Source organism: Bradyrhizobium sp. B124 (assembly GCF_038967635.1).
Classification (GTDB): domain Bacteria; phylum Pseudomonadota; class Alphaproteobacteria; order Rhizobiales; family Xanthobacteraceae; genus Bradyrhizobium.
Genome location: NZ_CP152413.1, coordinates 2059441 through 2086124, shown reverse-complemented (window position 1 = coordinate 2086124; position 26684 = coordinate 2059441). Strand labels below are relative to the sequence as shown.

At 64.7% G+C, this 26684-nt stretch carries 22 protein-coding genes; 11 read left to right on the top strand and 11 right to left on the bottom strand.

Annotated features, from left to right (window positions below):
• Positions 1-130: 130 nt before the first annotated feature.
• Positions 131-631 (top strand): hypothetical protein, encoded by a 501-nt coding sequence (locus AAFG13_RS10025; protein ID WP_212309870.1) that lies wholly within the window; start codon positions 131-133, stop codon positions 629-631.
• A gap of 202 nt (positions 632-833) precedes the next feature.
• Positions 834-983, top strand: a complete 150-nt coding sequence (locus AAFG13_RS10020; protein ID WP_212309869.1) for a hypothetical protein — start codon at positions 834-836, stop codon at positions 981-983.
• 504 nt (positions 984-1487) lie between these two features.
• Here the strand turns inward: AAFG13_RS10020 and AAFG13_RS10015 are convergent.
• The 4 genes from AAFG13_RS10015 to AAFG13_RS10000 form a co-directional block, all read right to left on the bottom strand.
• Positions 1488-1979, bottom strand: coding sequence for a hypothetical protein (locus tag AAFG13_RS10015; RefSeq protein ID WP_212309868.1), 492 nt, complete (start codon positions 1977-1979; stop codon positions 1488-1490).
• Between the two features lie 162 nt (positions 1980-2141).
• Positions 2142-2672, bottom strand: a complete 531-nt coding sequence (fabA, locus tag AAFG13_RS10010) for a bifunctional 3-hydroxydecanoyl-ACP dehydratase/trans-2-decenoyl-ACP isomerase (protein WP_212309867.1) — start codon at positions 2670-2672, stop codon at positions 2142-2144.
• A gap of 33 nt (positions 2673-2705) precedes the next feature.
• On the bottom strand, positions 2706-3335 hold the full coding sequence (locus AAFG13_RS10005) for a TetR/AcrR family transcriptional regulator (RefSeq protein ID WP_342711909.1): 630 nt from the start codon (positions 3333-3335) through the stop codon (positions 2706-2708).
• Positions 3336-3575: 240 nt separating this feature from the next.
• Positions 3576-5555, bottom strand: coding sequence for an acyltransferase family protein (locus tag AAFG13_RS10000; RefSeq protein WP_342711908.1), 1980 nt, complete (start codon positions 5553-5555; stop codon positions 3576-3578).
• A 159-nt stretch (positions 5556-5714) separates the two neighbouring features.
• Between AAFG13_RS10000 and AAFG13_RS09995 the strand changes: the two genes are divergently transcribed.
• Complete coding sequence (locus tag AAFG13_RS09995) at positions 5715-5849, top strand: hypothetical protein (RefSeq protein ID WP_342711907.1); 135 nt, start codon at positions 5715-5717, stop codon at positions 5847-5849.
• A 107-nt stretch (positions 5850-5956) separates the two neighbouring features.
• On the opposite strand, the gene AAFG13_RS09990 is transcribed toward AAFG13_RS09995, so the two are convergent.
• The 5 genes from AAFG13_RS09990 to AAFG13_RS09970 form a co-directional block, all read right to left on the bottom strand.
• A complete protein-coding gene (locus AAFG13_RS09990) occupies positions 5957-6571 on the bottom strand; it encodes a transglutaminase-like cysteine peptidase (protein ID WP_092115167.1) in 615 nt (204 codons plus the stop codon).
• Positions 6572-6905: 334 nt separating this feature from the next.
• Positions 6906-7523, bottom strand: coding sequence for a PilZ domain-containing protein (locus AAFG13_RS09985; protein ID WP_092115166.1), 618 nt, complete (start codon positions 7521-7523; stop codon positions 6906-6908).
• 149 nt (positions 7524-7672) lie between these two features.
• On the bottom strand, positions 7673-9229 hold the full coding sequence (locus tag AAFG13_RS09980) for an FAD-dependent monooxygenase (RefSeq protein WP_342711906.1): 1557 nt from the start codon (positions 9227-9229) through the stop codon (positions 7673-7675).
• Positions 9230-9484: 255 nt separating this feature from the next.
• Positions 9485-10438 carry an acyl-CoA desaturase gene (locus AAFG13_RS09975; RefSeq protein ID WP_342711905.1) on the bottom strand — a complete coding sequence of 318 codons (954 nt, stop codon included), beginning with the start codon at positions 10436-10438 and terminating at the stop codon, positions 9485-9487.
• A 191-nt stretch (positions 10439-10629) separates the two neighbouring features.
• Positions 10630-11157, bottom strand: coding sequence for a hypothetical protein (locus tag AAFG13_RS09970; RefSeq protein ID WP_342711904.1), 528 nt, complete (start codon positions 11155-11157; stop codon positions 10630-10632).
• 223 nt (positions 11158-11380) lie between these two features.
• On the opposite strand from AAFG13_RS09970, the gene AAFG13_RS09965 reads away from it, so the two are divergent.
• The 4 genes from AAFG13_RS09965 (at position 11381) to AAFG13_RS09950 (ending at position 16781) form a co-directional block, all read left to right on the top strand.
• Positions 11381-12532, top strand: a complete 1152-nt coding sequence (locus AAFG13_RS09965; protein WP_342711903.1) for a zinc-binding dehydrogenase — start codon at positions 11381-11383, stop codon at positions 12530-12532.
• Positions 12533-12653: 121 nt separating this feature from the next.
• Complete coding sequence (locus AAFG13_RS09960) at positions 12654-14600, top strand: cyclic nucleotide-binding and patatin-like phospholipase domain-containing protein (protein WP_342711902.1); 1947 nt, start codon at positions 12654-12656, stop codon at positions 14598-14600.
• A gap of 58 nt (positions 14601-14658) precedes the next feature.
• Positions 14659-15798 (top strand): amidohydrolase/deacetylase family metallohydrolase, encoded by a 1140-nt coding sequence (locus AAFG13_RS09955; RefSeq protein ID WP_342711901.1) that lies wholly within the window; start codon positions 14659-14661, stop codon positions 15796-15798.
• Between the two features lie 134 nt (positions 15799-15932).
• Complete coding sequence (locus AAFG13_RS09950; RefSeq protein WP_342711900.1) at positions 15933-16781, top strand: SDR family NAD(P)-dependent oxidoreductase; 849 nt, start codon at positions 15933-15935, stop codon at positions 16779-16781.
• Between the two features lie 25 nt (positions 16782-16806).
• On the opposite strand, the gene AAFG13_RS09945 is transcribed toward AAFG13_RS09950, so the two are convergent.
• Positions 16807-18027 carry an ABC transporter substrate-binding protein gene (locus AAFG13_RS09945; RefSeq protein WP_212309858.1) on the bottom strand — a complete coding sequence of 407 codons (1221 nt, stop codon included), beginning with the start codon at positions 18025-18027 and terminating at the stop codon, positions 16807-16809.
• A 515-nt stretch (positions 18028-18542) separates the two neighbouring features.
• Between AAFG13_RS09945 and AAFG13_RS09940 the strand changes: the two genes are divergently transcribed.
• Positions 18543-20552: an SPFH domain-containing protein gene (locus tag AAFG13_RS09940; RefSeq protein ID WP_342711899.1), complete on the top strand. Its 2010-nt coding sequence runs from the start codon at positions 18543-18545 to the stop codon at positions 20550-20552.
• Positions 20553-21050: 498 nt separating this feature from the next.
• Here AAFG13_RS09940 and AAFG13_RS09935 read toward each other — a convergent pair whose 3' ends face one another.
• Positions 21051-22604 (bottom strand): ABC transporter substrate-binding protein, encoded by a 1554-nt coding sequence (locus AAFG13_RS09935; protein WP_342713576.1) that lies wholly within the window; start codon positions 22602-22604, stop codon positions 21051-21053.
• A gap of 417 nt (positions 22605-23021) precedes the next feature.
• Between AAFG13_RS09935 and AAFG13_RS09930 the strand changes: the two genes are divergently transcribed.
• Genes AAFG13_RS09930 through AAFG13_RS09920 form a run of 3 tightly spaced genes read left to right on the top strand, consistent with a single transcriptional unit; the run spans position 23022 to position 26624 of the window.
• Positions 23022-23882, top strand: coding sequence for a xanthine dehydrogenase family protein subunit M (locus AAFG13_RS09930; protein ID WP_212310733.1), 861 nt, complete (start codon positions 23022-23024; stop codon positions 23880-23882).
• A 4-nt stretch (positions 23883-23886) separates the two neighbouring features.
• On the top strand, positions 23887-24369 hold the full coding sequence (locus AAFG13_RS09925; RefSeq protein ID WP_212309855.1) for a (2Fe-2S)-binding protein: 483 nt from the start codon (positions 23887-23889) through the stop codon (positions 24367-24369).
• A complete protein-coding gene (locus AAFG13_RS09920; protein ID WP_342711898.1) occupies positions 24366-26624 on the top strand; it encodes a xanthine dehydrogenase family protein molybdopterin-binding subunit in 2259 nt (752 codons plus the stop codon). The genes AAFG13_RS09925 and AAFG13_RS09920 overlap by 4 nt, the downstream gene beginning before the upstream one ends.
• The last annotated feature ends 60 nt before the right edge of the window (positions 26625-26684 follow it).

Sequence of the window (26684 nt, the reverse complement as noted above, 5' to 3'; positions counted from 1 at the left end):
CGCGGGTCGCGCAGATGTGAGCGTGACACAGGCGCGCGGTCGAAGCCACGGTCCTACATTGAGTTAGCATGCGCGGGACGCGGCAGAGGAGGCTTGAAAAAAAAAGCCTTGGAAAGAGGAGTAACGGGTGATGTTGCGTAAAACGATGATTGCCTTGCTGGCGACGGCCACGGTCGGCCTGTTCACGGTCGATGCCGCGTCGGCGCGCGGTGGTTTTGGTGGCGGCGGCTTTCACGGCGGTGGTGGCTTCCATGGTGGCGGCGGCTTTGGCGGCTTCCACGGTGGCGGCGGCGCCTTCCGCGCCATGGGCGCGGGCGGTGGCTTCCGGTCGGCTGCAATCGGCGGTGGTTGGCACGGCGGCGGCTGGCATGGTGGAGGCTGGCACGGCGGAGGCTGGCATCGGCGCGGCTGGGGCTATCCGTTCGCGGCGGCCGCGATCGGGTTCGGCCTGGGCTATGGCGCCTACGATTACTATGACGGCTACTACGGCAACCCGTACTACGCCGGTTACGGCTACGACGACGGGTATGGCTACGGCTATGGTTATGGTGACGGCGGCTGTTACGTCGTGCGCCGTCGCATGCTGACGCCGTATGGCTGGCAGGTGCGACCGGTGCAGGTTTGCAACTGAGACATCTGCCGACGCATGGCCGGTCCATCGGATCGCCATGCTGATGGTCTTGGAATGATCGGCGCGGCCTCGGTGTCTTGATGCCGGGGCCGTCGCGCATTGGTACGCTGCTTGCAGCACATTGCAGCAGTCTGTGTGTGAACGCGTCGCGAAAACAAACGGTCCGGCTGCGATTGGAGCCGGGCCTCAGAGGATATCAGAGATGCTGACCATTCCTGATCTGACATTGTTGTTCATGGTTGTTGTTTCGGGCCTCGCCATCGCATTCGTCTACATGCTCCACGAGCTCGAGCCGAAGCTTGCACGGCTGCGGCAGCGAAGCGATCGCGTCCTGCGCGACCGCACCAGGTAGGCGGCAACGCGGATCGCTGCGGCTTCAGCGGCAGCGATGTCGCGCGTGCAGAGCCGTCACCCGAGCACGCCTTATTTCTTCAGCTGCGCCTGCATCTGATTCCATTCGTCCTCGGCCGCTTCCTTGTGGGGTGGCGAGCGCAAGCCGGCTTGCCGACCTCGCGCGCGTGAAGGCCGCTCTCGATGTCGGGAGTCAGATGTTTCCGGGGTGGGCGGCCCCAAAAAACAAGGCCGTCGACGTAGTATACCGTCAACGACCTTGCCAGCCCCGGATATTGAAATCGGCTCACGCCATCCGGTGATTAAAGATGACTCGGATTCGAAGTCGGATATGTGAACCAGTTCACAAAGTCCGGATTAATTCACGGTAACGGGCACTCATGCGGGGCTGCTGCCGGCAGGCCTGGAGCCGGAAATTCCACCTTAGCTCCTGATGTTGTTCGGGATTTGGTACATTTTGATGGCCGCGCTGGTGACCGCGCTCGGCGTCTTCGGTCTTCGGTCGTCAACTGCGCGATCTGTGGCGCTTCCGGTTGGCGCTGCGGGTGGCCTTCGACCGCTTGCGCGGCTCGGACTCCGCGACCGGCTCATTGGCCTGCGCGCTCGCGAGCGACTGGCGCAGGCCCTCGACCTGTTCAGTCAGTGCGGCGACCTGGTCGGAGAGCTTCTTGGCGTCGCCCTGCTGCGCGGCGAACTGTTTGCGCATGGCCAACAGCTGGTCCTGCACCTCCTGCAACTGGTCGATGGATTCCTGCTGGGTCAACTCCATCCCCTTGGTCTTTTCAACCAGGGCCTCGGAGACCTGCGCGGTCCGCGCCTGCAACTGACGGACGGCGACCATCCGGTCGGTCTCCGGCACGTTGCCGCTGAAGGCGCGCCACAGCGTGATCGAGCCGATCCCGAACAGCACGAGCACCAGCGCCACGGCGCCGATCGCGATCGGCTGCACGCCGATCAGGCTGCTGGCTTGTGCATTCCGGGGGGCAAGTTCGACCATGCGACCAGAACCGGACATCAATTGAAAGGTTCCGAATAGCACAACCTCGGCGCGGGCAAAACCCCCGGGGATTCAAGCAGGTGGCGAGGGGAGTGCAAAACTCGCCGCAAATTCCGGGGGGCTCCTGCCTCAAAACGGGACTGTCCGGCGCGCGTCCGTGGCTCAGTCCGTAGGCGCGATCAGGCCGACCCTCATGTCCTTCGCCAGATAGACGCACGCGCCGTCGGCGAGCACGCGGCCGTCGGCGATGCCCAGCACCAGCCGGCCGCGCCTGATCTGACGCATGTCGACCTCATAGCGCACGAGCCTGACGCCCGGCGTGATGTGGCCCCTGAACTTGACCTCGCCGACCCCGAGCGCGCGGCCTTTGCCCGGCGAGCCCGACCAGCCGAGCCAGAAGCCGATGATCTGCCACATCGCGTCGAGCCCGAGGCAGCCGGGCATCACGGGGTCGCCGGCAAAGTGACAGGCGAAGAACCAATGGTCCGGTGCAACGTCCAGTTCAGCGGCGACGCGGCCCTTGCCGAAGGCGCCGCCGTCGATGCCGATGTCGGTGATGCGATCCATCATCAGCATCGGTGGCGCCGGCAGCTGCGCATTGCCGGGGCCGAAATAGCCGCCCGCGCTCGAGCGCAGCAGATCCGGCTTGCTGTAGGACGATTGCGGCGTGTGAAAATCATGCGGGTTGAACAAGATGGCCACCGACCTTGGCGTTATAGTTGAACGTTAGAAGCGGCTGCGCCGCGTGGCTTTTGGCCTCACCGGCGGGGACTTGGCAGTCAGGCGCAGCGCCGCGGCCATGAAGGCCCAGATGTCGCCGGTCAGCCTTGCCGGATCCGGCCGCCGGTCGGCAGTGAGCGCGCCGATCAGCGCCTGGCGGATGCCGCCGATCATCAGCGCGATGGTGAGGTGAGGGTCGAGGTTGCCAGGTACGATCCCGTCGCGCTGCGCGGCTTCCAGCATGCGCGCACCGCCTGCAAGCTGGCGGCTGGTGAAGGCGGTCTCGACATCAAGCACTTCGGGCGCCCGGCTCAGCGGTCCGATCACCAGCGGCGCAAACGGGTGCTCATAGTGAAAGGCGACATAGGCGCCGATCCGCGCCTTCTCCCGGTCGGCCCAGTTGCTGGCGGCCAGTTTGGCGCCGCCGAAGGCGGCCTCATCCAGATGTTCATAGAAGTCTTCGACCACGGCGGCGATCAGGCCGGCCTTCGATCCGAAGTGGTGATAGGCGAGCCCGACCGAGACCTGGGCCCGTCTCGCGACGGCCTGCATCTCGAGATGCCCTTGGCCTTCGATCAGCTCCCGTTGGGCTGCGGCGAGCAGCCGCTCGCGTGTCCCCTGGCTCGTTACGCCCATCGCTTGCCCGTTGCTTGAATTGAATTCAATTCAATAGAGCGGATGTTAGGATGTCAAGCTTGGGGCGCCGGATGGCCGAGCAGACGCTCGCCGCTCAATCGCTGCAATGACAGCCGCTGGAACAGGCAGCAATAAAGTTCGCACCCTGGCGCGTGATGCCACCGGCTGTCGCGATGTCTCCTCGGCCGGCCGGAGACGGGCCCGCGCGGTGCCGATCCAGCGCCGCGCGAGCTTTTCCGCCTAGCGCTCGGCGTGCACGCCAGCGTGTACGGCCGAGCCGAGCGCAGTCTCAAAGAGGTGTTCGTATTGCTGCGCGTTAACGTTCGAAATGTGAGCGGTGTCCCGGAAGTTGGCCTGACCTGATCGAACCAGGTGGCACGAACTGTCGTCGCAGACTTCCGCTTGCGGGTCGATCGAGATTAGCCACGGATTGCCCTTACGGGGTGACAGTACAGTCCGGTCGATCTTTTGGCGCAGATCGCGCATCGTCAAGGTCGGATCGGCCGCGACCTTCCACTCGGTGATGGCCTTTCCTGCCCTGATCTGGCTTTCGATCCACTTCTGCGGCACGTCGAAGCCGATATTGAGCAGCGGCATCACTATAATGACGGTCTTGCCGTTTGAGAGCAGCGTGTCGACAAGTGGCGCGATCTCGATGGCGTTGCTCCAGTTGCCGGCGAGAACAATGATGGTCGGCTCGGCGCGGTCGCCCAAATATTGCAGCGTCTCGGTGTTGAACTGGCGGCACGGCTGGCTGTCGGCGGCATTGCGATCGGGATGGTCGGCAAAGGGTCGGCAGGCGCTCTGTGTCGCAATAAGACCGGTGAGGCCGAGCCTGGTTGCGGCCGTCGTGATCGGCTCAAGATACTGGTTTGCAAAGGAATCGCCCCACAGCATGACCGTAGCGTGATCGGCGTTGCCGACGCCGAAGGTGCAATATCTCTCGCTTGCGGCCTTCTTCGAGTTGGCATTGCGGAAACATTCATCGCGTGGCGTGTCCGTCTTGCGGGCCATCTCGGCGGGCAGGAGATAGGCCGGCAGCCGCCCCGGGTAGCCGGTCGTCACCAGTGAGCCGATCGTAAAGGCAACGAAGCACGCCGCCGCGGCGCCTGTACCGGCCAACAGCCGCTGCGGCGTCCAGGTGTCGCGCCGCAGGCGGAACGGCTGTTCGACGACGTAGTAGGCGACGGCGCCGACCGCTATCGAGGCTGCGGCCATCGCAGCTTTCGAGACAGCACCGACCTCATAGCCACGCGCGGTGAGCCATCCGCCAGCTAACACCCAGATCGGCCAGTGCCAAAGGTAGATCGAATAAGACCAGTCACCGATGCGCTGCACGACCGACGACTGAACGAGTCTCGAGGTCTCAAGTCCGCCCGCAACGACAAGAGCCGCGCCGACGATGGGCAGGAGAGTCAAGGCGCCCGGCCAGCGTGCTTCCGGCAGCGGATAGGCCACGCAGAATGCTGTCAGGATCCATCCGATGCGGGCGGCGGTGCTACTGAAGGCCTCGGAGCGAGGAGCGCGGCCGCTCGCCTGGCACCAGACTTCGGCTATGGCGATCATGCCGCCGGCCAGCGGCTCCCACGCCCGCGCGCGTAACGAAAAGAACGCCGACCCCATCTCGTCATGCTGGTTTTGCCAAAGGCACCAGGCAAAGGACACGACGGCGACGGCTGATAACGTGGCCATTATCGAAGCCGGCGCCTTCGATCTCGGTGATCGGGACCAAACGAAACGCACCACCAGTGGCATCCAGATGTAGAATTGCCACTCCACCGCGAGCGACCAGGTGTGCAACAGCGGCTTGGTCTGTGCGGCCATCGCGAAATAGCCGTTGTCGTTGTCGAATGCGAAATTCGACAAGAAGAAGATCGCGTAGCAGGCTTGGCGGACGTGCCGGAAGTATTCGCCCGGCAGCGTCAGGAACCATCCAGCCGCCGCGGTGGTTGCGACAACCACAAGAAGGGCCGGGTAGATGCGCCGCAGCCGCATCATGGCGAAGTCGCCATAGGAGAACCGGCCCGCTGCAAGATCGGCGACGACCTTGCCGGTCATGAGGTATCCGGTGATGACAAAGAACGCGTCCACACCGACGAAACCGCCGGCAAAGCCCGGGATCCTCAGGTGATAGCCAAGGACAGCGATCACCGCGAGAGCTCGCAAAGCATTGATATCGCATCGGAAACCGGCGCGCTCAACCGGCGCTCGGCCCTGCATTCCAAAGTTCAAATCGCCAACCCCTAAAAAACCTGCGGAAGCTGACGCAACCCGGGGCTGAAATCAACCGGAAGATGTCCCGGCGTTCGGTTGCTCACAGCCGCGAGAATCCGAGTTCCCGCCGTGTGCGGGCCCCGCTATTCAACGAAAGGATAATCCATGTCGCGCTTCGCGATCGGCATCGCCGCGCTCATCGTCATCTCGCAGCTACAGCTTGCCGCCGCGCGGGATACTGGCGGCCGTTACGCCAACTCACCCCTGAAGTCCCGGTTCTCAGGAAATTCATGTTCTTGAAAAAGTTGCGGCCAGGCTTTGGGGGAAGCCTGGCCGCGCGCGAACCGGTCTGGGACGGGGAGGGGTGGGGATGTGACCGGGTCGCGAACTCGATTCCTTGTTGCCGCTCAGCGCGAGCTTGCGGTTGAAACTGCCGGGCGATTGTCGCCGAGCGAGACCCACACGTTGGGATCGCTCTGCGATTGCCGCTTGACGAAGCGGTAGCCGGTCTCCGTCCAGGCGACGATGCTCTCGTTCTGATTGTCGAGCACGAATTCGCCCTTGTCGGTCTTCACGGTCAGCACCGCGTGGCCTTCGCCCTTCTTGTCGCGGACCACCGTGATCAACAGCGCCTCGCGCGGCCAGCCGGCGTCCATCAGCATCTTGCGCTTCAGGAGCACGTAGTCCTCGCAGTCGCCGTAGCCGTCTGATGGCAACGACCATTTCTCGATCACGCCCCAATGATCCATGTCGGTCATCGGCTTGATGGATTCGTTGACCCACTTGTTGACCCGCACGAGGTCGCGCCAAGCGGTCTGCGACAACACGATGTCGCGTGGTTGCGTCTTGCCGCCGCGGCACTCGGCGGGATTGTCGGCGCAGAATTCGACCCAGCCGATCGGCGAGCGCGCAACGTCACCCAGGCTGGCGTAGACCACGTCGCCGGCCTTGGCCGACACGCACGTCGCAAACAGAATGGCGGCAACCGCCAAACCTTTCCCCTGTCCCCTGAACCCAAACATCGTGGCCCCCGTTCTTCTTGTTGGGACCACGTTTCGCACAAAGCTTTTGCGCCGCCGCTAAGTGCGCGAAGTAGATTTGACGCGAATACTGGTAAAAGCTGCGGCGAATTCGATCTTTACTTGAATCTAATTTGCGTAAAATTTGAAACATCTGCAATTGATTCAAATTTTATCTATTAACGCGGCAAACGCTGCGCTTGCACGGTTTGTTGCCTCAAACGCTCTGGCTGTTAACCGCCGATTTTACTGCGCCAAACGCGCCGAAGGCGGCCACCGGGTGCACCGGAGGCCGCCTTCGCGGGCTGAAAACGGGGGGCTTGAGCGGTTTTTCGCTTTACCTCGCGGTAACGCTCTCTTCGAGCGTTTCCGCCGACTGCTCGTGGACGAACTCGAGCGCGAAGCCTTCCTCGAGATTTCGCACCACACGCGCCTGCACTCTGCCGAGCATCACGAGCGACTTCAGCGGCGGGCGGTTCTCCGCGGCGATCGCAGCACCGGACAGCGAAAGGTCGATGATGCGGCAGGTCATCCGCGAGCCGTCTTCCTGGGTGAGCAGGGCGATCGGGTTGCGCGGCACGATACGGTCGTGGCGGCGATCCTCGGGCAGATTGAGGATGTCGCGGTTGGCGAGCCAGGTGAGCTGTGCGGCGAGCTTGTCGCGCTTGCGCGCGGTGGCGCCGATCGTCATCGCAAAGCCGTTGTCGATGATGCGGGTGATGCGGCCCTCGACCCGGCCGATATGGTCGAGATAGGCGATCACACGGTCGCCGACATTGCCGATGCCGGGCGCCAACAGCGCGAGGCCGCCCGGGGACATGTTGATAATCTGGCAGGGAAACTCGCGCCGGTCGGGCAGCATGTAGCGGCCGAGCAGGTGCACCTTGACGCGCTGGAAGCGCCGCCGCTCCTCGGCAACGGGGACGACGGTAGTTTTCTTTTGTGCAAACGACATCACAACAAACCCGGCCACCGTCCATTCGGAGCCCCGACGACCCTAAGGCTGATAGGGTTAACGGGGCGTTACGGTTGTGAAAGGGAACCCGGACACGGAGCGAGAGTGACAAGTGAAGCTCACGTGCGCCGTATCCAGGGACGTTAGGCTCATTCAGATGCCGCGTCAGGTTCTCCGAACCATCGCGCTGCGGCTTGAGCAGTCTCCTCCAGATCCGGTTCGATGTCTGTGGCCCAAGCCACAAACCCGTCGGGGCGCACCAGCACCGCGTTCAAGCCCAGCCGATCCAGGGCATCGCTAGTGAGATAGCTGATCCGCCCGCACCAACGCTCGGCCAACGCGCGCAGAGGGGAGCGCGGCTCGAAGTCGAGCAGCAGGCCGCGCCCGTCTCTGAGCAATTCGCCGAGCCTCGTCCCGCAGGCGAGCTCGAAGTCGGGCGCGCTGCGGCCCACCAGCGGATGGTCGCCGCCAAGATCGTAGCGCAGCGAGACGCCCCACGCGCGCTCGGCAAAATAGGTCGCGCCGTCGGGCGTCGCGATCAGATCGCGGATGATGGGTTCGAGCGCGCGCGAGCTCCGGCTCGGCCGCATCAGCGCGACCTGGGCGCGCGACCAGTCGAGGATCTGCGCGCCCACCGGATGCCGTTCGCTGCAATAGCTGTCGAGCAGACCGGCCGGCGCGTCGCCGCGGATCGTGGCGGCAAGCTTCCAGCCGAGATTCATCGCATCGCCGAGCCCGAGGTTGAGGCCCTGGCCGCCCAGCGGGGAATGGATGTGCGCGGCGTCGCCGGCGAGCAGCACGCGTCCCCTCCGGTAAGTCGTCGCGTGACAGGCGCGATCCGTCCAGGTGGTGGCAAGCTGGAGCGCCGTCAATGTCACGTCGGTGCCGGAGACACGGCGCAGCACCGCCTGCACATGCTCGCGTGTGATCTCTTGGGTGCGGTGGAAGGCGCCGCCGTCGAAATCGACCATCGCGATGGTGCCGGGCCGCGCGTAGGTATACATGCCGGTCGGCGTGTAGTGGCGGCCCGGGCGGAGCTTGTCCGGATCGGCAATCTCGACCTCGACCGAATAGCCGGTGAACTCCGGATCGGTGCCGACAAATTCAAAGCCGCCTGTCTTGCGCACCGTGCTGCGCCCGCCGTCACAACCGACCAGCCAGCGTCCATGAAACGTCCCGCCGCCGGCGCGAACGATCACGCCGTCATCCGACTGATCGAACGCCTCGACGGCCGCGCCGCGCCTGATCTCGACATCCATCGCGATTGCGCGCGCGGCGAGCGCGGATTCGAGCGACTCCATGTCGACCGCCATGCTGGTGCCGGCCGGACTCGGCAGGCGAAACGGCCATTTCGCAGTGTCGATATCGTCGTGATAAAACTGGATGCCGGCGAAATGGCCCGCCGGGCGGCGCGGCTGCTGCATCCAATGCGCGCCGTTCGACGCATTGCTGCCCGAGCCATCATTCGCACGCGGCGGCGCCGCGATCTCGTCCAGCATCCCGCGACGATAGAGGGCCTCGATGCTGGGCGCCGAGAGGCCGCGCATGCCGAACGGCAGCCGTTTCAACGGCGAGCGCGGGTCTGTGGCCTGCTCCAGCACCAGGACTGAGAGCTTTGCGAGCCGCAGCTCGTAGGCAAGCAGCAGGCCGACCGGGCCGGCGCCGGCGATGACGACATCATGGGGAGGGGGGTGGTGGTTGTGCATGAACTGCTCCTTTGTCGATGTTCGACCGGAGCGGTTCGTCGGGTTGAGAACCACACGGACGAACAATGGACGCCTCGATAGCGTCCGGTGTTCGTCGTGGGGATCTCATGCACGCAGCGGGAGACCAGAGCTTTCGTTTTCGAAACGACTTCGATTTCGAAAGGACTTGGGCTTACCAAACCAAGTCTGCCTTTTCCGACACGGGCGATATAGCGGCATCGCGACAGCTCCGCAATGGCGATCCGTGCGTGCAGGTTATGGGAACAACGCAGGGCCGCGATGTGCGACCGCATCGGCGTTATCAGGACCGCCGACGCGGCGCGAGCCCGGGCGCGGTGCAAGATTGTCCGGCGTCTTGATGTTGCTGGCGAGGCCCGCGGCCTCGAACGCTTTGATCAGCCACCAGCCGAGATCGATCTGGCCCGGCAACAGCCCGAGCTTGGCCGAGCCGGGATAGGCGTGGTGATTGTTGTGCCAGCTCTCGCCCATGCTGATCAGCCCGGCGATGCCGACATTGTAGCCCTGGGCTGCAACGCCTTCGATGACCCAGGTCTGTCCGCCCTTGCGATGCGAGTAGTGACCGATCAACCAGTGACCGGTGACGCAGACGGCGACCCGGACGCAGATGCCCCAGACCAGCCAGCTCCACGAGCCGATCGCAAAGAACAGCAGCGCCCAGGGCAATTGCTGCCACATCCAGCTTCGTTCGACGAAGGCATAGAAGCGGTCGTTGGCGAGCCGCGGTTCGACCCGGAAGACCGGCGGCTGCTTCAGCACGAGCGTGCAGTGCAGCTGCCACCAGGCATCGCGCCAGAAGCCGGCAGCGTGGCGGGAGTAGTCGTGGCAGGCCGCCTGGCGTTGCGCCCAGTCGCGGAAATCGTGCAGCCGCACCATGCCGTAGGGGCCGGCCATTCCGACCAGCGTGCCGAGATAGACGCAGAGCCGTTCGAGCCATAGCGGGCAGTCGAAGCTCGCATGGATCAGGCGGCGATGCATGCCGACCGAATGGCCGAAGCACAGCGTGATCGCGCTGGTCACGACGAACAGCGCGAACGCGCTCCACGAGAACAGCAGCGGCCCGAACACGATCGCGACCGCGGTCATGCCGCCGAGCCACAACGACTTTGCCGGCGCCCATTGCACGCGCCCGTCGAGCGGGTCGGTGCTGTCGTCCGCGAAGATGCGCTCGGACCCGGGTTGCAGCTTCATTCCGTAACCTGAAATTGTGCTGAAGGTTGGGGTGAAGCGGCCGTTGCTGTCAATCCGCCGCGCACCTCCATCATGTCGCAGCAGATCGGGCACGACCTGATGTCGTTCGTGATCTCGGACAAGGTCGAGGCCTTCGCACCCGACGGCACTGCGATGAAGTGACGATCGCCGTGCGAAGGCGGCGCGGCGGGTTACTTGGCTTCGGTGTCCATGGCCGGCTCGGCCGGCGCCGCCGGTGGTTCAACGGTCACGGCCTTTAGCACTTTGCGTTTCGCCGCGCGGATCTCGAGCTGCAAAGGCGGCTGATAGGAGCCGGCTGGCGGTTCGAACATGAAGCCGTGGTGCCCATCGCCCTTGTTGAGCTTGAGCAGATCCCTGCGGAATTGATCGGCGACGACTTCGGCAACATGACCGCCGTTGAAATAGATATCGATCGTGACCCGTTTGTCGGGGTGCTGGTCGTACAAGGCCCAGCCGGCGATCCGGTTCTCGTTGAAGACGTCGACATGGCCGGTGACCTCGCCCGAGAGGCTCTCGATGCCGGCTTCGATCACCTCGAGGTCGCTCTTGTAGATCGATCGCGTGACGTCGAAGCTGAAATGCGCGGTGTCGACACATTGGTCGAGCAGGTTCTGCCGATGCTCCCTCATGCGTTGCAGTGTGTCCAGCTCGCCCAGCTTGACGTACATGCCGACGATGCCTTCGATCCCGGGATTCATGGTGCCGTTCCCCGCAATGCTACAATCCTGTTTGCCCTCAGTAGCGTTCACAAATCGATGCTTCCTTGCGGAAAAATACTCCCGTCAAGACTTGAAGCGCCTCGTCCCGCCAAGACCAGTCACGAAGACCTACATGACAGGCGTTCATGACATCCCGATCGTCCTGACCTAAAGTCGGTGCGGCCGAACCCGGCCCAATGACAAGGACGGGGAGAGCGAACCGATGCAGCAGATCCGCGTATGCACGCATGACGGACCTGGAGCCAAGCCTGTAATCCGGACCGTGCCATGGCCGGATGTCGGCAAAAAGGCGGCCTTGATCAAGGTCGGCGCCTGCGGCGTTTGCGGAACCGACCTGCACATCCTGAAGGGACACTGGCCGAAGCCGCTGCCATGGCCGTTCACGCTCGGCCACGAGCTCGGCGGTGTGATCGTCGAATGCGGCCCGGAGTTCACCGAAGACTTCATGAGCAAGCCGCTGCAGGTGGGATCGAAGGTGATGATCCCGCCCTTGATGCCGTGCGGCCGGTGCTATTACTGCATCCATTATCCCGAGAGCGCCAACAAGTGCCTGACGCCGGTGTATTACGGCCGCTATCTCGGCTTCGACAAGGCGCCGCACATGTGGGGCGGCTGGGCCGAATATGTCTATGTCGATCTCGACATGCTGCCCGGCACCAAGATCTACAAATTGCCTGACGATATGTCGCTGCGGCTGGGCGCACTCTCGGAGCCGCTGACCTCCTGCATTCGCGCCTTCAACCGCGCCACCCGCACCGGCGGCTTCAGCTGGGGCGACACCGTGGTGATCCAGGGCTCCGGGCCGATCGGCATCCTCGCGGTCGCGGCCGCGCAGGAGATGGGAGCGGGGCGGGTGATCTGCGTCGGCGCGCCGGAAACGCCCCGGCTGGCGCTGGCGCGCAAGTTCGGCGCCGAGGCGACCGTCGATATCGAACGGCTGAAGACGCCTGAGGAGCGCATCAAGGCGGTGCGCGACATCGTCGGCGGCTTTGGCGCCGACCTCGTGATGGATTGCTCGGGCCATCCGACCGCCGGCCCAGAGGGCATCGAGATGCTGCGCGACGGCGGCACCTATGTCGAGATGGGACAGTTCACCGACGCCGGCTCGATCAATACGTCGTGGCACCGCATCTGCACCAAGGACCTCAACGTGCTCGGCTCCTGGGGCTTTACCGGCAACGACCTGCCGCTCGGCGTCGACATGCTCTACCGCACGCGCAACAAATATCCGTGGCTCGACATGCAGACGATCTATCCGTTCACCGAGGACGGCGTCGCGCGCGCGGTGGCTGACGCGATGGCGATGAAGACGGTGAAGTCGACCATCGTGCCGTGGCCGGAGCTGGTCGGGTGATGCAGGCCAATGGAAGCCTCGCTATTCCTGTTGCAGTGCTCCCAAGGAATGCCGGCCAGGCGCCGTCAGGACCGGCCTGATATCGCTCGCCGGGACGGCGGCCCGGCGCTAACATCCGTGCATGCAATCGAACCGTGTGCCGCCGAGCGCAACGTTTGCGTGGGGAAACCTGTCCGAGGACTTCGCGCTGTTCCGTACGCTCAGCGCGGAGCAGCGGCTGATCGCCTTTGGCGCGATGACCCGGCGCGACCTGGTGCGTGGCGAGCTGCTGGTCGAGCAGGGCGGCGCCTCGGATTCATTGTTCCTGGTGCTGCACGGCGCGCTCGCCGTGCACCGGACCGATCATCCCGAGCCGATTGCTGAGCTTCGCGCCGGCGAGCTGGTCGGCGAGATCGGCTTCTTCGCCAACATCCCGCGCACGGCCAATGTGATCGCGATCCGCGATTCCAGCGTGCTGGTGCTGACGCGCGCGGCCTACGCGCGGCTTGTGCAGGAAGCGCCTGGCATCGTCGAGGCGCTGCTTGCCGCGCTTGCGCAGCGGTTTGCCGTCCAGACCGCGCGGCTGTTGCCGTCCCGGGCGTCACCGAAGGCGCGCACCGTCGCGCTGATTGCGGGCGGACGGGAGCCGGTGCCGGCTGCCTTTGAACAAAGGCTGCGCCTGAGCCTTGCCGCCGCAGGTGCCGAGATCGTCGATCTCGCGCGCATTCAGGCCATGTTCCCCGGCCGCGCGCTGGATTCATCCGAGGTCGCCGACTGGCTCAACCGGATCGAGTACGACGCGCCGCTGGTGGCTTATTTCGGTGGTGCGGAAGCATCCGAATGGGCGCGCAAGACCATTCGCCAGGCCGACCTCGTGGTGTTCGCCTGCCGCGGTGATGCTCCGCCGCCGGTTCTCACCGAGATCGAAAGCTTCGCCTGCGCCGTGCATCCGGCGTCGGCGCGGCGCCTGGTTCGCGTTCATGATATCAGGCAGCACGAGGTCAGCGGCACCGCGGCCTGGCTGGCGCGGCTGCCTTGCTTCATGCATCACCATGTCGCGCTCGAAGACCAGATCGATATCGAGAGCCTGGTTCGCTTCCTGTGCGGCCGCGCGGTCGGGTTTGTCGCCGGCGGCGGCGGCAGCCTCGGCACCGCGCATGTCGGCATCTACAAGGCGTTCCGCGAGCGCGGCGCGATGTTCGACATCTTCGTCGGCACCAGTGTCGGTTCGGCGATGGCGGCAGGCTTTGCCAAGAACTACGACGCCGAGCATCTCGAGCGCGGCACGCATGAGATCTTCGTCTCCAGCCGCAGCTTCCGCCGCCCGACCTGGCCGCGCTACGCGCTGCTTGACCACAAGGCCTTCGATCGGGCGCTTGCCGATCAATATGGCCACACCTGCCGGATCGAGGATTGCTGGCGGCCGTTCGCGGCGGTCGCGACCAATCTGTCGACGCACAATCTCGAATTGATCCGGACCGGTCTGCTCTGGCAGGCGGTGCGGGCATCCAGCGCCATCCCCGGCCTGCTGCCGCCGTTCTACACGAAGGACGGTTCAATGCTGGTCGACGGATGTCTCGTCGACAACGTTCCGCTGGCGCAAATGCATCAGATGAAGAGCGGACCGAACCTGGTGGTCCATTTCGGCGAGCCGGCGACCGAGATGTTCGACGTCGACTATGCCGCGCTGCCGGGAAGGTTCGAGCTGCTCGCGTCGCTCTTGACGCCGTTCCGGCGGAAGGCGCTGCCGGCGGCGCCGAGCGCCGTCAACGTGCTGTGGCGGAGTCTCGTTGCGCATCAGCGCTACGATACGCTGCCGACGACGCCGCTCGACTTCGTGATGCGCCCGCCGACGCCGGATGGCGTCGACGTGACCGATTTCGACCGTCATCAGGAAATCTTCGAATCCTCGTACCGCTGGGCTCAGGAGACTATCGCCGCCTCGGAGGCGGCGCATCATCCGGCCGTTGCAGCGATCGTCGCGTCGGCCAAGGGGACGGACACGGGTGCGGAGTTGGCCGCGAACAACAGCGCGGATCAGACGACGACGGTGACCGCACCCATTTCCCACCAGGCCCGCGTCGGCTGAACGTCTTGCAGGCGGCGTCGAAGTCGATCATCGTGCCGGCCGAAATCCGGAGATGACGATGCCTTTCGATTTGATTCTGCGTGGCGGACGGGTGATCGACCCGTCGCAAGAACTCGATGCGGTGACGGATGTCGCCTTTGCCGGCGGCAAGGTCGCCGCGGTCGGCCGGGAGCAGAAGGCCGATCCCGCAACCGAGGTCCGCGACGTCTCGGGGCTGATCGTCTCGCCGGGCATCATCGACCTGCACACCCATGTCTATTGGGGCGGCACCTCGCTGGGCATCGACGCGGAGGAGTTCTGCCGCAACTCCGGCGTCACCACCTCGGTCGACACCGGCAGCGCCGGTCCCGGCAATTTCGCCGGCTTCCGCAAGCATGTGATCGAGCCGAGCCAGGTCCGCATCCTCGCCTATCTGCATGTCTCGCATGCCGGCATTTTCGGCTTCTCGGACCGCGTGATGGTCGGCGAGAGCGAGGAATTGCGGCTGATGAATCCGGTCGATGCGGCGCGCGTGGCGGATGAGAACCGCGACCTCATCGTCGGCATCAAGGTGCGGGTCGGCCTGTTCGCCTCGGGTACCTCGGGGCTGGTGCCGCTCGAGATCGCGCTCGAGGTTGCCGAGCAGGTCGGCATGCCCTTGATGGCGCATATCGACCATCCGCCGCCGAGCTACGAGGAGGTGCTCGCGCGCCTGCGCCCGGGCGATGTGCTGACCCATGCGTTCCGACCGTTCCCCAACACGCCCGCGACCGCGCAGGGCACGGTGAAGAAAGTGGTGCTGCAGGCGCGCGAGCGCGGCGTGCTGTTCGACATCGGCCATGGCAAGGGTTCGTTCGCCTTCAAGACCGCGCGCGCGATGCTCGCCAACGGCTTCTACCCCGACACCATCTCCTCCGACATCCATCAGCTCTGCATCGACGGTCCCGCCTTCGACCAGGTGACGACGATGTCGAAATTCCTCTGCATGGGGATGTCGCTGCCGGACGTGATCGCTGCGTCCACCGTCAACGCCGCGATGGCGCTGCGTCGGCCGGAGCTCGGCAGCCTCAAGCCGGGCAGTGTCGGCGACGCCACGCTGATCTCGATCCGGGAAGGGCAGTTCGACTATGTCGACGTGGTCGGCGAGCACCTGACCGGCGATCGCAAGATCGTCTCCGAAGGCGTCGTGATCGGCGGTCGCTGGTGGTATCCGAGATAGACATCCCGCACACTTCCCAATCGCTTGAAAGTGCGGTGATATGGCGTCCGGTGACACTTGGACCTTTGACATTGGACGTTTGACACTTCGCGTCTTGGGGCGACGGTGTCCGCTTGCAACGGGGGAGAATGCGCGTGAAGGATCTCGCTGGAAAGACCGCGTTCGTGACCGGTGCAGCGTCAGGCATCGGATTGGGGATCGCGACCGCTTTGGCCCAGGCCGGGGCGAAGGTCATGCTTTGCGACATTGATGAAGCGGCTCTGTCCGCAGCGCTCAAGCAACTGAGGCTCACCAACGTCGATGTCGACGGCGTGAAAGCGGACGTTTCACTCAAAGCCGAACTCGCGGCGGCCGCCGAAGCCACGACTGCCCGCTACGGCAAGGTGCATATCCTCGTCAACAACGCGGGCGTCGGCGGCGGTGGGCCCTATGGCGCCTGGACCGACGCGGCATGGGATTGGACCATGGGCGTCAACCTGATGGCGACCATTTGGGGGATCGAGATTTTCGGCCCGTTGATCGAGCAGCATGGCGAGGGTGGACACATCGTCTCCACAGCCTCGATCGCTGGCCTTATTTCAGGGGAGAGCAATGCATACAACGTTTCCAAGTATGGCGTCGTCGCGCTGTCCGAGGGCCTGCGGCGTGAACTCGCGCCCCGAGGGATTGGCGTATCGGTGCTGTGTCCCGGGTTCATCCGCACTCAAATCGTGGACTCAAGGCGCAACCTCCCCAAGCGCTTCGATGGGGCGGTCCGTGCCTTGCCGACTTCAGGCCCACGTGCCGAGCAGATCAGTCTGATCCGGGAGCGCATCTCTCAGGGCATAGAACCCAACTATGTCGGTGAACTCGTCCGCGAAGGCGTCGAAAACGACTGGCCCTATATCTTCACCGACCTCGAATTCGAGCCGATGGTCGACGCGCGCTTCGCCGCAATCAAGCAAGGCTTCGACCACATTCGCGGGCGCAACCCGAAACGTTGAGCATCCGAGATGACCGGTGGATCCTCTAGTCGGCGACGATTGGCCCGAACGGTTCCCATCGTTCGCCGGTGAAGTGCATCATCCGGAACTGCTTGATCACACGATAGTCGGTGCGGCTGGTGTTGATGGCAAGGCCCGGCAGCAGCAGGTCGAGCTTGACGTCCTTCAGACTGGCGGCCTGACGCATGATGTTGTCGCGCGAGACATCGTCGCCGCATTGTTGCAGCACGCGCACCAAGAGCTCGGCTGCGCTATAGCCGTAGACCGTGAAGAGGCTCTTCCTGTCGCCGTCCGCATAATACGAGTCCATGAACGCGCGCCATCGCTTCATGCCCGCATCGTCGGCCCAGGTCGGGTCGGCGGCCTCCTTGAACGAGCTTGCCGAGATCAGCCCTTTGGCATTCTCTACTCCCGCCGGCACCAGCACCGCGTCGATCGAGGACGAGCCGACGCCGAGCAAATGCAGCGGCTGCCAGCCGAGCTCGGCCGTCTTGCGGATGGCCTGGGCGGCGAATTTCGGTGCAGCCATGTCGATCAGCACATCGACCGCTGCGGCCTTGAGCCGGACCACCTGCGTATCGATGGTCGGGTCCGTCGCATCATAAGGGGCTTCGGATGCCAGCATGGCCGGCGCCCGCGCGCCGAGCGCGTCCTTCAGCCCCGCGAGATACTCCTTTCCGCTCTCGTCATTCTGGTAGAGCAGGCCGATCCTGGCGTTCGGATGATTGTCGAGAATGAACCGCGCATAGACGCGGATCTCGGTCCGCAGGTTCGGCGCGAATCCCATGGTCCAGGGAAAGTTGACCGGATCCTCGAACCGCGTGGCGCGCCCACCCGCGAACAGCTGCGGGATATGGCGGTCGTTGAGATATTTCTGCACCGCAATGTTTGAGGCGTTACCGACGCCCTGGAACGTGAACAGGACCTCGTCGCGCTCGACGAGTTTGCGAACCTGCTCGACCGTCTTGGCCGGCGTTGCGGCATCGTCATAGGAGATCAGGTTGATCCGGCGGCCGTTGATGCCGCCGCCGTCGTTGATCATCCGGAAGTAGGCGGCCTGCACCTTGCCGATGACGGAGAAAGCCGACACCGGGCCGCTATAGGGCATCGTCTGTCCGATCCTGATTTCGCTATCGCTGGCGCCGGGATCGTATTTGCGGTCTTCGGCGAGCAGGTCGGCCGCAGCAAACAGACTGAGGCTGATGATTGCGGCTCCGGCTGCCGGTCTGTACCAGCTCTTACGCATCACGCGGCTCTACGGCTGCCGATGTCGTCGACGGGACGTCGCGCGCGCCGGCCTGCTGCAACGCAAGCATTCCCTCATGGTAGAATCCGCGTGCTTCCATGCCGGTTTCTCGCGACGCCGGTTCAGCAAACAGACTCCATAGCATTGGCGCGCGCATGCGGTCTCGCGATGTGTCGGGCGTTTTGCCCGAAGCGGCGTCGACATATTCCCGGCTGATCAGCGAGCCACATTGCTATGAAGGCGTGAGCTCCCCGGCCGGGACTTCGCGCCTCTTGCGCGCCAACGCCGCGTCAAGCGCGCCGCTGCGAATGATGTGCAATCGCAGCACGCCGTTCGCGCCGATCGATGTCGCGCGATCAGTCCAGCGGTTCATGCTGTCATCAAAAAAAGATTGGCGGTGCGAATAATGTTCACGCCTTGCGCCACCTAGCCCTCGCATCACATCTCCGCATCGCAATTCTTGGGTGCAGGTTTGGGCTCCCAAACCGCCCAGTTGCGAATTGTGGAGATGGACTATGGACTTCCTCGGTTTTCTTAATGGTTCAGGTTTAACCCAGCCTGCCATTTGGATCGCTGCAGCGGTCGCGTGTGTGATCCTGCTGCGCATATCGAACGTATTTCGCTACATTCCCAACAACCAGGTCGGCATCGTCGAGAAGCTGTGGGCGATCAAGGGCTCGATCGACGGCGGCTTCATCGCGCTGAACGGCGAGGCCGGCTACGAGCCGGAGGTGCTGCGCGGCGGCCTGCACGTGATGTTTCCCTTCATGTACCGGATCCACCGCTCGGACCTCGTGACCGTCGGCCAGGGCAAGATCGCCTATGTGTTCGCGCGCGACGGCGCGCCGCTGGAGCCTTCGCAGGTGCTCGGCGCCAACGACAGCGAAGACAAGTCGGACTTCCAGGACGCGCGCCGCTTCCTGCTCGGCGGCGGCCAGAAGGGACCGCAGCGCAAGATCTTGCGCGAAGGCACCTATGCGATCAACACCACGCAGTTCGCCGTCATCACCGACGAGCGTGTCTATGGCCATGCGCTCAGCGAGCGGGAACGCGGCGTGCTGGAGAGCATGCAACTCACGATCACCGAGCGTTGGGGCTTTGCGCCGGTCGTGCTGGCGGCGGATCACGATCTGGTCGGCATCGTCACCGTGCATGACGGCCCGTCGCTGCCTCCGGGCGAGATCATCGCGCCCGAAGTCGGCATCGAACTGCGCGACGCGGCGACCTTCCACAACAATTTCCAGGAGCCCGAGAAATTCCTGCGCGCCGGCGGTTATCGGGGCCGCCAGCTCCAGGTCATCGTCGAGGGCACCTGGTACATCAACCGCCTGTTCGCGACCGTCGAGGCGGTGCCGAAGACGGTGATCCCGGTCGGTAATGTCGGCGTCGTCATCTTCTACACCGGCCCGCGCACCGACGATGTCTCGGGCGAGCAGTATCGCCATGGCGAGCTGGTGCTCAACGGCGGCCGCGGCGTCTGGAAGGACCCGCTGCTGCCCGGCAAGTACGCCTTCAACACCTATGCCGGCAAGATCGAGGTGATCCCGACCGTCAACTTCATCCTGAAATGGGTACGCGGTGAGGTCGGTTCGATGAAGCTCGACGAGAACCTGTCGGAGATCTCGCTGATCACCAAGGACGCGTTCGAGCCGACGTTGCCGCTCTCGGTGGTGATGCATATCGACTACAAGAAGGCGCCGATGATCATCCAGCGCTTCGGCGACGTGAAGAAGCTGGTCGAGCAGACGCTCGACCCGATGGTCAGCGCGTTCTTCAAGAACATCGCGCAGAAGATGACGCTGATCGAGCTGTTGCAGAACCGCGCCGCGATCCAGGAGGAATCGGCGCAGGTGATGAAAGCGAAGTTCGAGGGCTATTCGCTCGACCTACAGGAGGTGTTGATCGGCACGCCGCGCGCGGCCGTGAACGACCACACCATCGAGAACATCCTGATCCAGCTCCGCTCGCGCCAGATCGCGCGCGAGCAGATCGAGACCTATCAGGAGCAGGAGAAGGCCGCGGTGCAGGAGCGCGCGCTCAACGAAGCCAAGGCGACGGCGGCGGCGCAGACCGCACTCACGCAGTCGCTGATCCAGGTCAAGGTCAACGAGAACGAGGGCGCGGCTGCGCTCGCCCGTGCGCAGAAGGATGCCGAGACCCGCAAGGTGACGGCAGCGGCGGTCGGCGAGCAGTCGCGGCTCGAAGGCCAGGGCGAGGCCGACCGGGTGCTGGCGGTCGGTACCGCCAACGCGCAGGCGACCAAGTTGTCGGTCGATGCCTATGGCGGGCCGGAGTATCGCCTTGCCGAGCAGAACTTCGCGAAGTTCGCCGATGCGCTGACGCGGATCAACCAGCCGCTGGTGCCGCAATTCCTGATGTCGGGCGGGCAGGGGCAGGAGGGCAACAGCGCGGGCCTGATCCCGACCGCGATGCTGAGCTCGATGTTCGGGCAGATGATGCCCGGCGCATTGGAGAAGCTGAAGGGCGAGGCACCGAAGGCCGCGCGCCGCACCAACGGCCAGTGAGGCGGCGATACTCAGGCGAAATCGAATAGCAGGGAAGTGCGCTCCCTCTCCCGCTTGCGGGGGAGGGGCAATCGCATATGGCAGCGAAAGCTTGGCGCTGCTATTTCCACATCGTCATGGCCGGGCTTGTCCCGGCCATCCACGTCTTGTTTCACGCGGAAACCAAGACGTGGATGCCCGGCACAAGGCCGGGCATGACGAGTTTGTGGAGGGATCGAGCGCATATGCGATAGCCCTGCGCTTGCGGGGGAGGGGGCATTTGCATGAATTCGGAATATTAGAAATATATTGGTGATTTGCCCGACGTGTCAAGTTGCCCGGTGGCGGCCGTCGGCTACTTTGCATGGGGTTGTTTTCGATATTTTAGCGGCGCGCAGCGGGGCGGCCCGGGGTGGAGGCTCGCTCCGCGAGCCAGGTTGTGGAGAAAGCCGATCAACCTGCCTGCGTGCTGCGGCTAACCGAACGATGATCTGCGGCGCAAAGATCGCGCCGCCGATCCTATTCGGTCTTGTCGACGTTCCAGAACACCGGCGGCGCCGGGCCTTCCAGCACGCCGGTGAGCGATTTGCGCCAGGCGCTCGGCAAGCGGAACTGGCCGAGCGGGACATAGATCACCTGCTCGTAGGCTTGCTTCTGGATCTCCACCGCGAGCTTCTTCTGCTCTTCAGGTGAGGTGGCGCGGGCGTAGGCGTCGCGCATCTGCTCGAGCTTGCCGTCCTCGGGCCAGCCGAACCAGGCCCGCTTGCCGTTGGCGGCGATCTGGTTGTTGACGATCGGGTTCATCACCTCGGTGGCGCCCGTGAAGGTGAAGAACAGGTTCCAGCCGCCTTCCTTGGGCGGCTTCTGGCTGGCGCGGCGGCTCACCACGGTCTGCCAGTCGGTCACCTGCGCATCGACATTGAAGCCGGCCGCGCGCAACAGCTGCGCCGCGACGGTCGGCGGCCCCTTCAGCGTCTGCACGTCGCCGGGGATCATGATCACGACGGGCGTGCCGTCATAGCCCGAGGCGGCCAGCGCCTTCTTCGCCTCGGCCATGCCGTTGCCCTTGATCAGCGTCTCCGCGCCGGCGTCGCTGGCGAGCGGCGTGTCGCAGGCGAAATAGGAGCCGCAGATCTCGTAGTACTTTGCGTTGCCGACGGTGGCGTCGAGCACGTCCTTCTGGTTCATCGCCAGGAATGCCGCGCGCCGGATCTTGGGATTGTCGAACGGCGGGTGCAGGAAGTTCATCCGGCCCTCGATCTGGAAGCCGAACTTGTTCAGCACGGCCACGGTGAGATCGGAATTGGCTTCGAGCACCGGCACCAGGTCGATCGAGGGCTGTTCCAGGAAGTCGATGTCGCCGGATTGCAGCGCGTTGATCGCGGTCTGCGCGTCGGGCATCGTGATCCATTCGACGCGATCGACCTTCGCGACCTTGCCGCCCGACAGCCAATCCGGCTTTTCCTTGCGCGGCAAATAGTCGGCGTTCCGTTCATAGACCGCCTTCACGCCCGGCTGGAATTCGGCCTGCACGAACTTGAACGGCCCGCAACCGATCTGCTCGGCGATCTGCTTGCCCGGTGGCGTCTCCGCGAGCCGCTTCGGCATCATGAAGGCGACGTAGGAGGAGGGCTTTGCCAGCGACTCCAGCACCAGGCCGTACGGCTCCTTGAGCTTGAGCACGATCGTCTTCGGTCCGCCGGCCTCGAGGGAGGCGGTGAATTCGGCCAGCTTCTGCGCCATGCCGTCGACGACGGTCCAGCGCTTCAGCGAGGCGATGCAGTCCTCCGCCGTGACCGGCGCGCCGTCATGCCATTTCAGGCCGTCGCGCAGTGTGAAGGTGTAGGTCAGCTTGTCGTCGGAGATCGTCCAGTCCGCCATCTGCGGCCGGACCTTGAAGCTTGAATCGATGCCGAGCAGCGTGTCGTAGACCATGTAGCCATGGTCGCGGGTGATGTAGGCGGTGGTGAAACCGGGATCGATGATGCGTAGGTCCGAGTGCATCACCGCCGAGATGGTCTTGCCCTTGCCGGCGGCGATGGCTCTCGATGAGAGGATAGCCGGGGCCGCCATCGCCGGCGGCACGCTGGCCGCGAGCTTGAGGAGCGTTCTGCGCGAAACATCGACCATTCGCCGTCCCCCGATTTTGTCGTTGCGCCGGCACGTAGGCCGCAGCGGCCTGCATGCTTCACCAATCCGTGACGCAAAGCAAGCAAGGGCCATGCCGCCAATCTCAGGATTTCGGCGGCGGGTTCGCGTGGACCGTGACGTGAACGTTCGATGACCGCGGCCGCGTCGCGCGCCACCGCCGGCACCGCGCAAGCGCGCATCCTGCATAGGAGCCTGCGCTTCCTGCCGCACCTCGCAGGCTGTTCGGACGGCGATCCGCCGTGTAGGCTTGCGGTCTGCCGGCCAGCGATAAGGCCATATCCCGCACATCCCTGAGGGAACAAGCAGCCGAGGGAGACCAGAAGAACCGTCATGACCGATATCCGATACGTAGCACCGCGCACGCTTGATGAAGCGATCGGCGCATTTGCTGCCGCCGGGAGTGCCGCCCGCATTATGGCAGGGGGTACCGACTTATTGGTGCAAATGCGCTCCGGCCTGGTGCGGCCGGGATTGATCGTCGACATCAAGAAGATCGGCGAGATGACCGAGATCACCGAAACCGCCAATGGCGGTTTCCGCGTCGGCGCTGCCGTCTCCGGCATGGAGCTCGCCGACCACGCACGCTTCGGCAAGGTTTGGCCCGGCGTGCTCGAGGCGGTGAACCTGATCGGCTCCAAGCAGGTGCAGGGCCGCGCTTCCGCCGGCGGCAATCTCTGCAACGGCTCGCCGGCCGGCGACAGCGTGCCGGCGATGATCGCGGCGGGCGCCGTCGTCACCGTGCAGGGCCCGAACGGCCGCCGCGAGCTCAAGGTCGAGGATGTGCCGGCCGGACCGGGACGGACCAACCTCAAGCCGGGCGAGATCCTCGTCAGCTTCACCTTGCCGCCGCGGCCCAAAGGCTCGGGCGACGCTTACTTGCGGATGATCCCGCGCACCGAGATGGACATCGCGGTGGTCGGCATCGGCGTCAGCCTGACCTTGAAGGACGGCGTCTGCACCGCGGCTCGCGTCGGCCTCGGCGCGGTGGCGCCGACCGCGCTGCTGGTTGAACCGGCGGCAAAGGCGCTGATCGGCTCGGAGCTCGAGGACGCCGCGTTGGAGGCGGCTGCTGCGGCATGCCGCGCCGCCTGCCGTCCGATCGACGACAAGCGCGGCACCATTGCTTACAGGACAAAGACCGCCGGCGTGCTGCTCAAGCGCACCGCCGCGATCGCCGCCCAGCGCGCCGGAGGACACTAGCACCATGCCGAAACTGCACGTCACCACCTCGGTCAACGGCGAGCCGGTCGAATTCCTGTGCGAGCCGTATGAGACCATGCTCGACGCCTTGCGCGGACAATTGGGCTTGACCGGCTCCAAGGAGGGCTGCGCCTCCGGCGATTGCGGCGCCTGTTCGATCACGCTCGACGGCAGCCTGATCTGTTCCTGCCTGATGCTCGCGGCCGAGGCCGAGGGCCACGAGATCCGGACCATCGAGGGCATGGCCACGGGCGACAGGCTGCATCCCTTGCAGCAGAAGTTCCTCGAGCATGCCGCGCTTCAGTGCGGCATCTGCACCTCGGGCATGCTGGTCGCCTCCGAGGCGCTGCTCGCCAAGAACTCAAATCCGACCGAAGAGGAAGTCCGCTTCTGGCTCGCCGGCAATCTCTGCCGGTGCACCGGTTACGACAAGATCGTCCGCGCGGTGATGGAGACCGCCGCCGAAATGCGGGAGATGCGGCCATGAACGTCGTCAACAACAAATGGATCGGTCAGCGCACCATCAGGCCCGATGGCGTCGACAAGGTGACCGGCCGCGCGGCGTTCGCCGCCGACACCACCATGCCCGGCATGATCTGGGGCAAGGTGTTGCGCAGCCCGCATCCGCATGCCCGCATCAAGTCGATCAACACCACCAAGGCCGAGGCGCTGCCCGGCGTGAAAGCGGTGGTCACTTCGCGTGACATCGTCGACTTCACGATCGAGAAGGGCGCCGTGATGCTCGGCATCCAGGACATGCGCTGGATGTGCCGCAACGTGATGGCGCGCGACAAGGCGCTGTTCCCCGGCCATCCCGTCGCCGCCGTCGCCGCGACCACGGAGGCGATCGCCGCGGAAGCCTGCAAGCTGATCGAGGTCGACTACGAGGTGCTGCCCTGGGCGATCGAGATCGACGACGCCTTGAGGCCTGACGCGCCGATCCTGCACGAGTTCAACAGATTCGACGGCAAGCCCTCGAACATCATGGGCCGCATCGAATCCAAGAAGGGCGACATCGCGCAAGGCTTCAAGGACGCCGACATCGTCGTTGAGCGCTCCTTCACCACGCGACCGGTGCACCAGGGCTACATCGAGCCGCATGCCTGCCTGATCTCGGTCGCGGCCGACGGCAAGACCACGATCTGGTCGTCGAGCCAGGGCCAGTTCATGGTGCGCGCGATGACCTCGATGCTCACAGGCATCCCGCAGAGCGACATCCGCGCGATTCCCGCCGAGATCGGCGGCGGCTTCGGCGGCAAGACCATCGTCTATCTCGAACCGCTTGCGACCTTGCTCGCCAAGAAATCCGGCCGCCCGGTCAAGATGGTGATGACCCGCGAGGAGGTGATGCGCGCCACCGGGCCGACCTCGGGCTCGAAGAGCACGGTGAAGATCGGCGCCAAGAAGGACGGCACCATCGTCGCCGCCCATGGCAGCTTCTACCTGCAGGCCGGCGCCTTCCCGGGCTCGCCGATCCGCGGTGCGGTCGGATGCAGCTTTGCGCCCTACGACATTCCGCATGTGCTGTCGGAAGGCTTTGACGTCTGCTCCAACCGCTCCAAGGTCGCGGCCTATCGCGCACCCGGCGCGCCGATCGGCGCCTATGCGGTGGAATGCGTGCTCGACGAGCTCGCAGAACGCCTCAAGATCGATCCGTTGGCGCTGCGGCTGAAGAATGCGGCCAAGGAAGGCACCAAGGCCGCGCACGGCCCGGTGTTTCCGCGCATCGGCTATATCGAGACGCTGGAGGCCGCCAAGAACCATCCGCATTACGCCGCGCCGCTCGGCAAATATCAGGGCAGGGGCGTTGCCTCCGGCTTCTGGTTCAACGCCGGTGGCGAATCCTCCGCGCAGGTCAACATCACCGAGGACGGCAATGTCGTCGTCACCACAGGGCATCCAGATATCGGCGGCTCGCGCGCCGGCATCGCCAACATCTGCGCCGAGCTGCTCGGCATCGACTACAAGCGGATCTCGGTCATCATCGGTGACACCCAGACGGTCGGCTTCTCCAACCTCACCGGCGGCAGCCGCGTGCTGTTCGCCTCCTCGATGGTGGTGACGCAGGCGGCCGACAAGGTGATCGCCACCTTGCGCGAGCGCGCGGCGAAGATCTGGGAGATCGACCCTGAAGCGGTGAAATGGGAGAACGGCGCCGCGCATCCGGTGAGCCCGAATGCCGGCCAGTTCGAGCCGTTGACGCTCGCGGACCTTGCCGAAAAGGCGCCGTCGCAGGGCGGCCCGATCGGCGCCAGCGTGCAGCTCAACACCCAGGGCGCCGAGGGCGGCTTCGGCACGCATATCTGCGACGTCGAGGTCGACGTCGATCTCGGGATCGTGCGCGTGATCCGCTACACCGCCGTGCAGGATGTCGGCCGCGCCGTGCATCCGAGCTATGTCGAAGGCCAGCTGCAAGGCGGCGTCGCGCAGGGCATCGGCTGGGCGCTGAACGAGGAGTACATCTACAACAAGGACGGCAAGGTCGATAATCCGGGCTTCCTCGATTACCGGATGCCGGTCTGCTCCGACCTCCCGATGCTCGACTGCGCGCTGGTCGAGGTGCCGAACCCGAAGCATCCGCAGGGCGTCAAGGGTGTCGGCGAGGTGCCGCTGGTCCCCGTCATGGCCGCGGTCGCCAATGCCGTCCACAACGCCCTCGGCAAGCGCTTCTACAGCCTGCCGATGTCGCCGCCGAAGGTCTCGGCGGCACTGGACGCACCGGCGCAGCAAGCCGCGGAGTGATTGTGTAGGGCGGATTAGCCGAAGGCGTAATCCGCCGTCCTTCCGTGCATCGAGATGCGG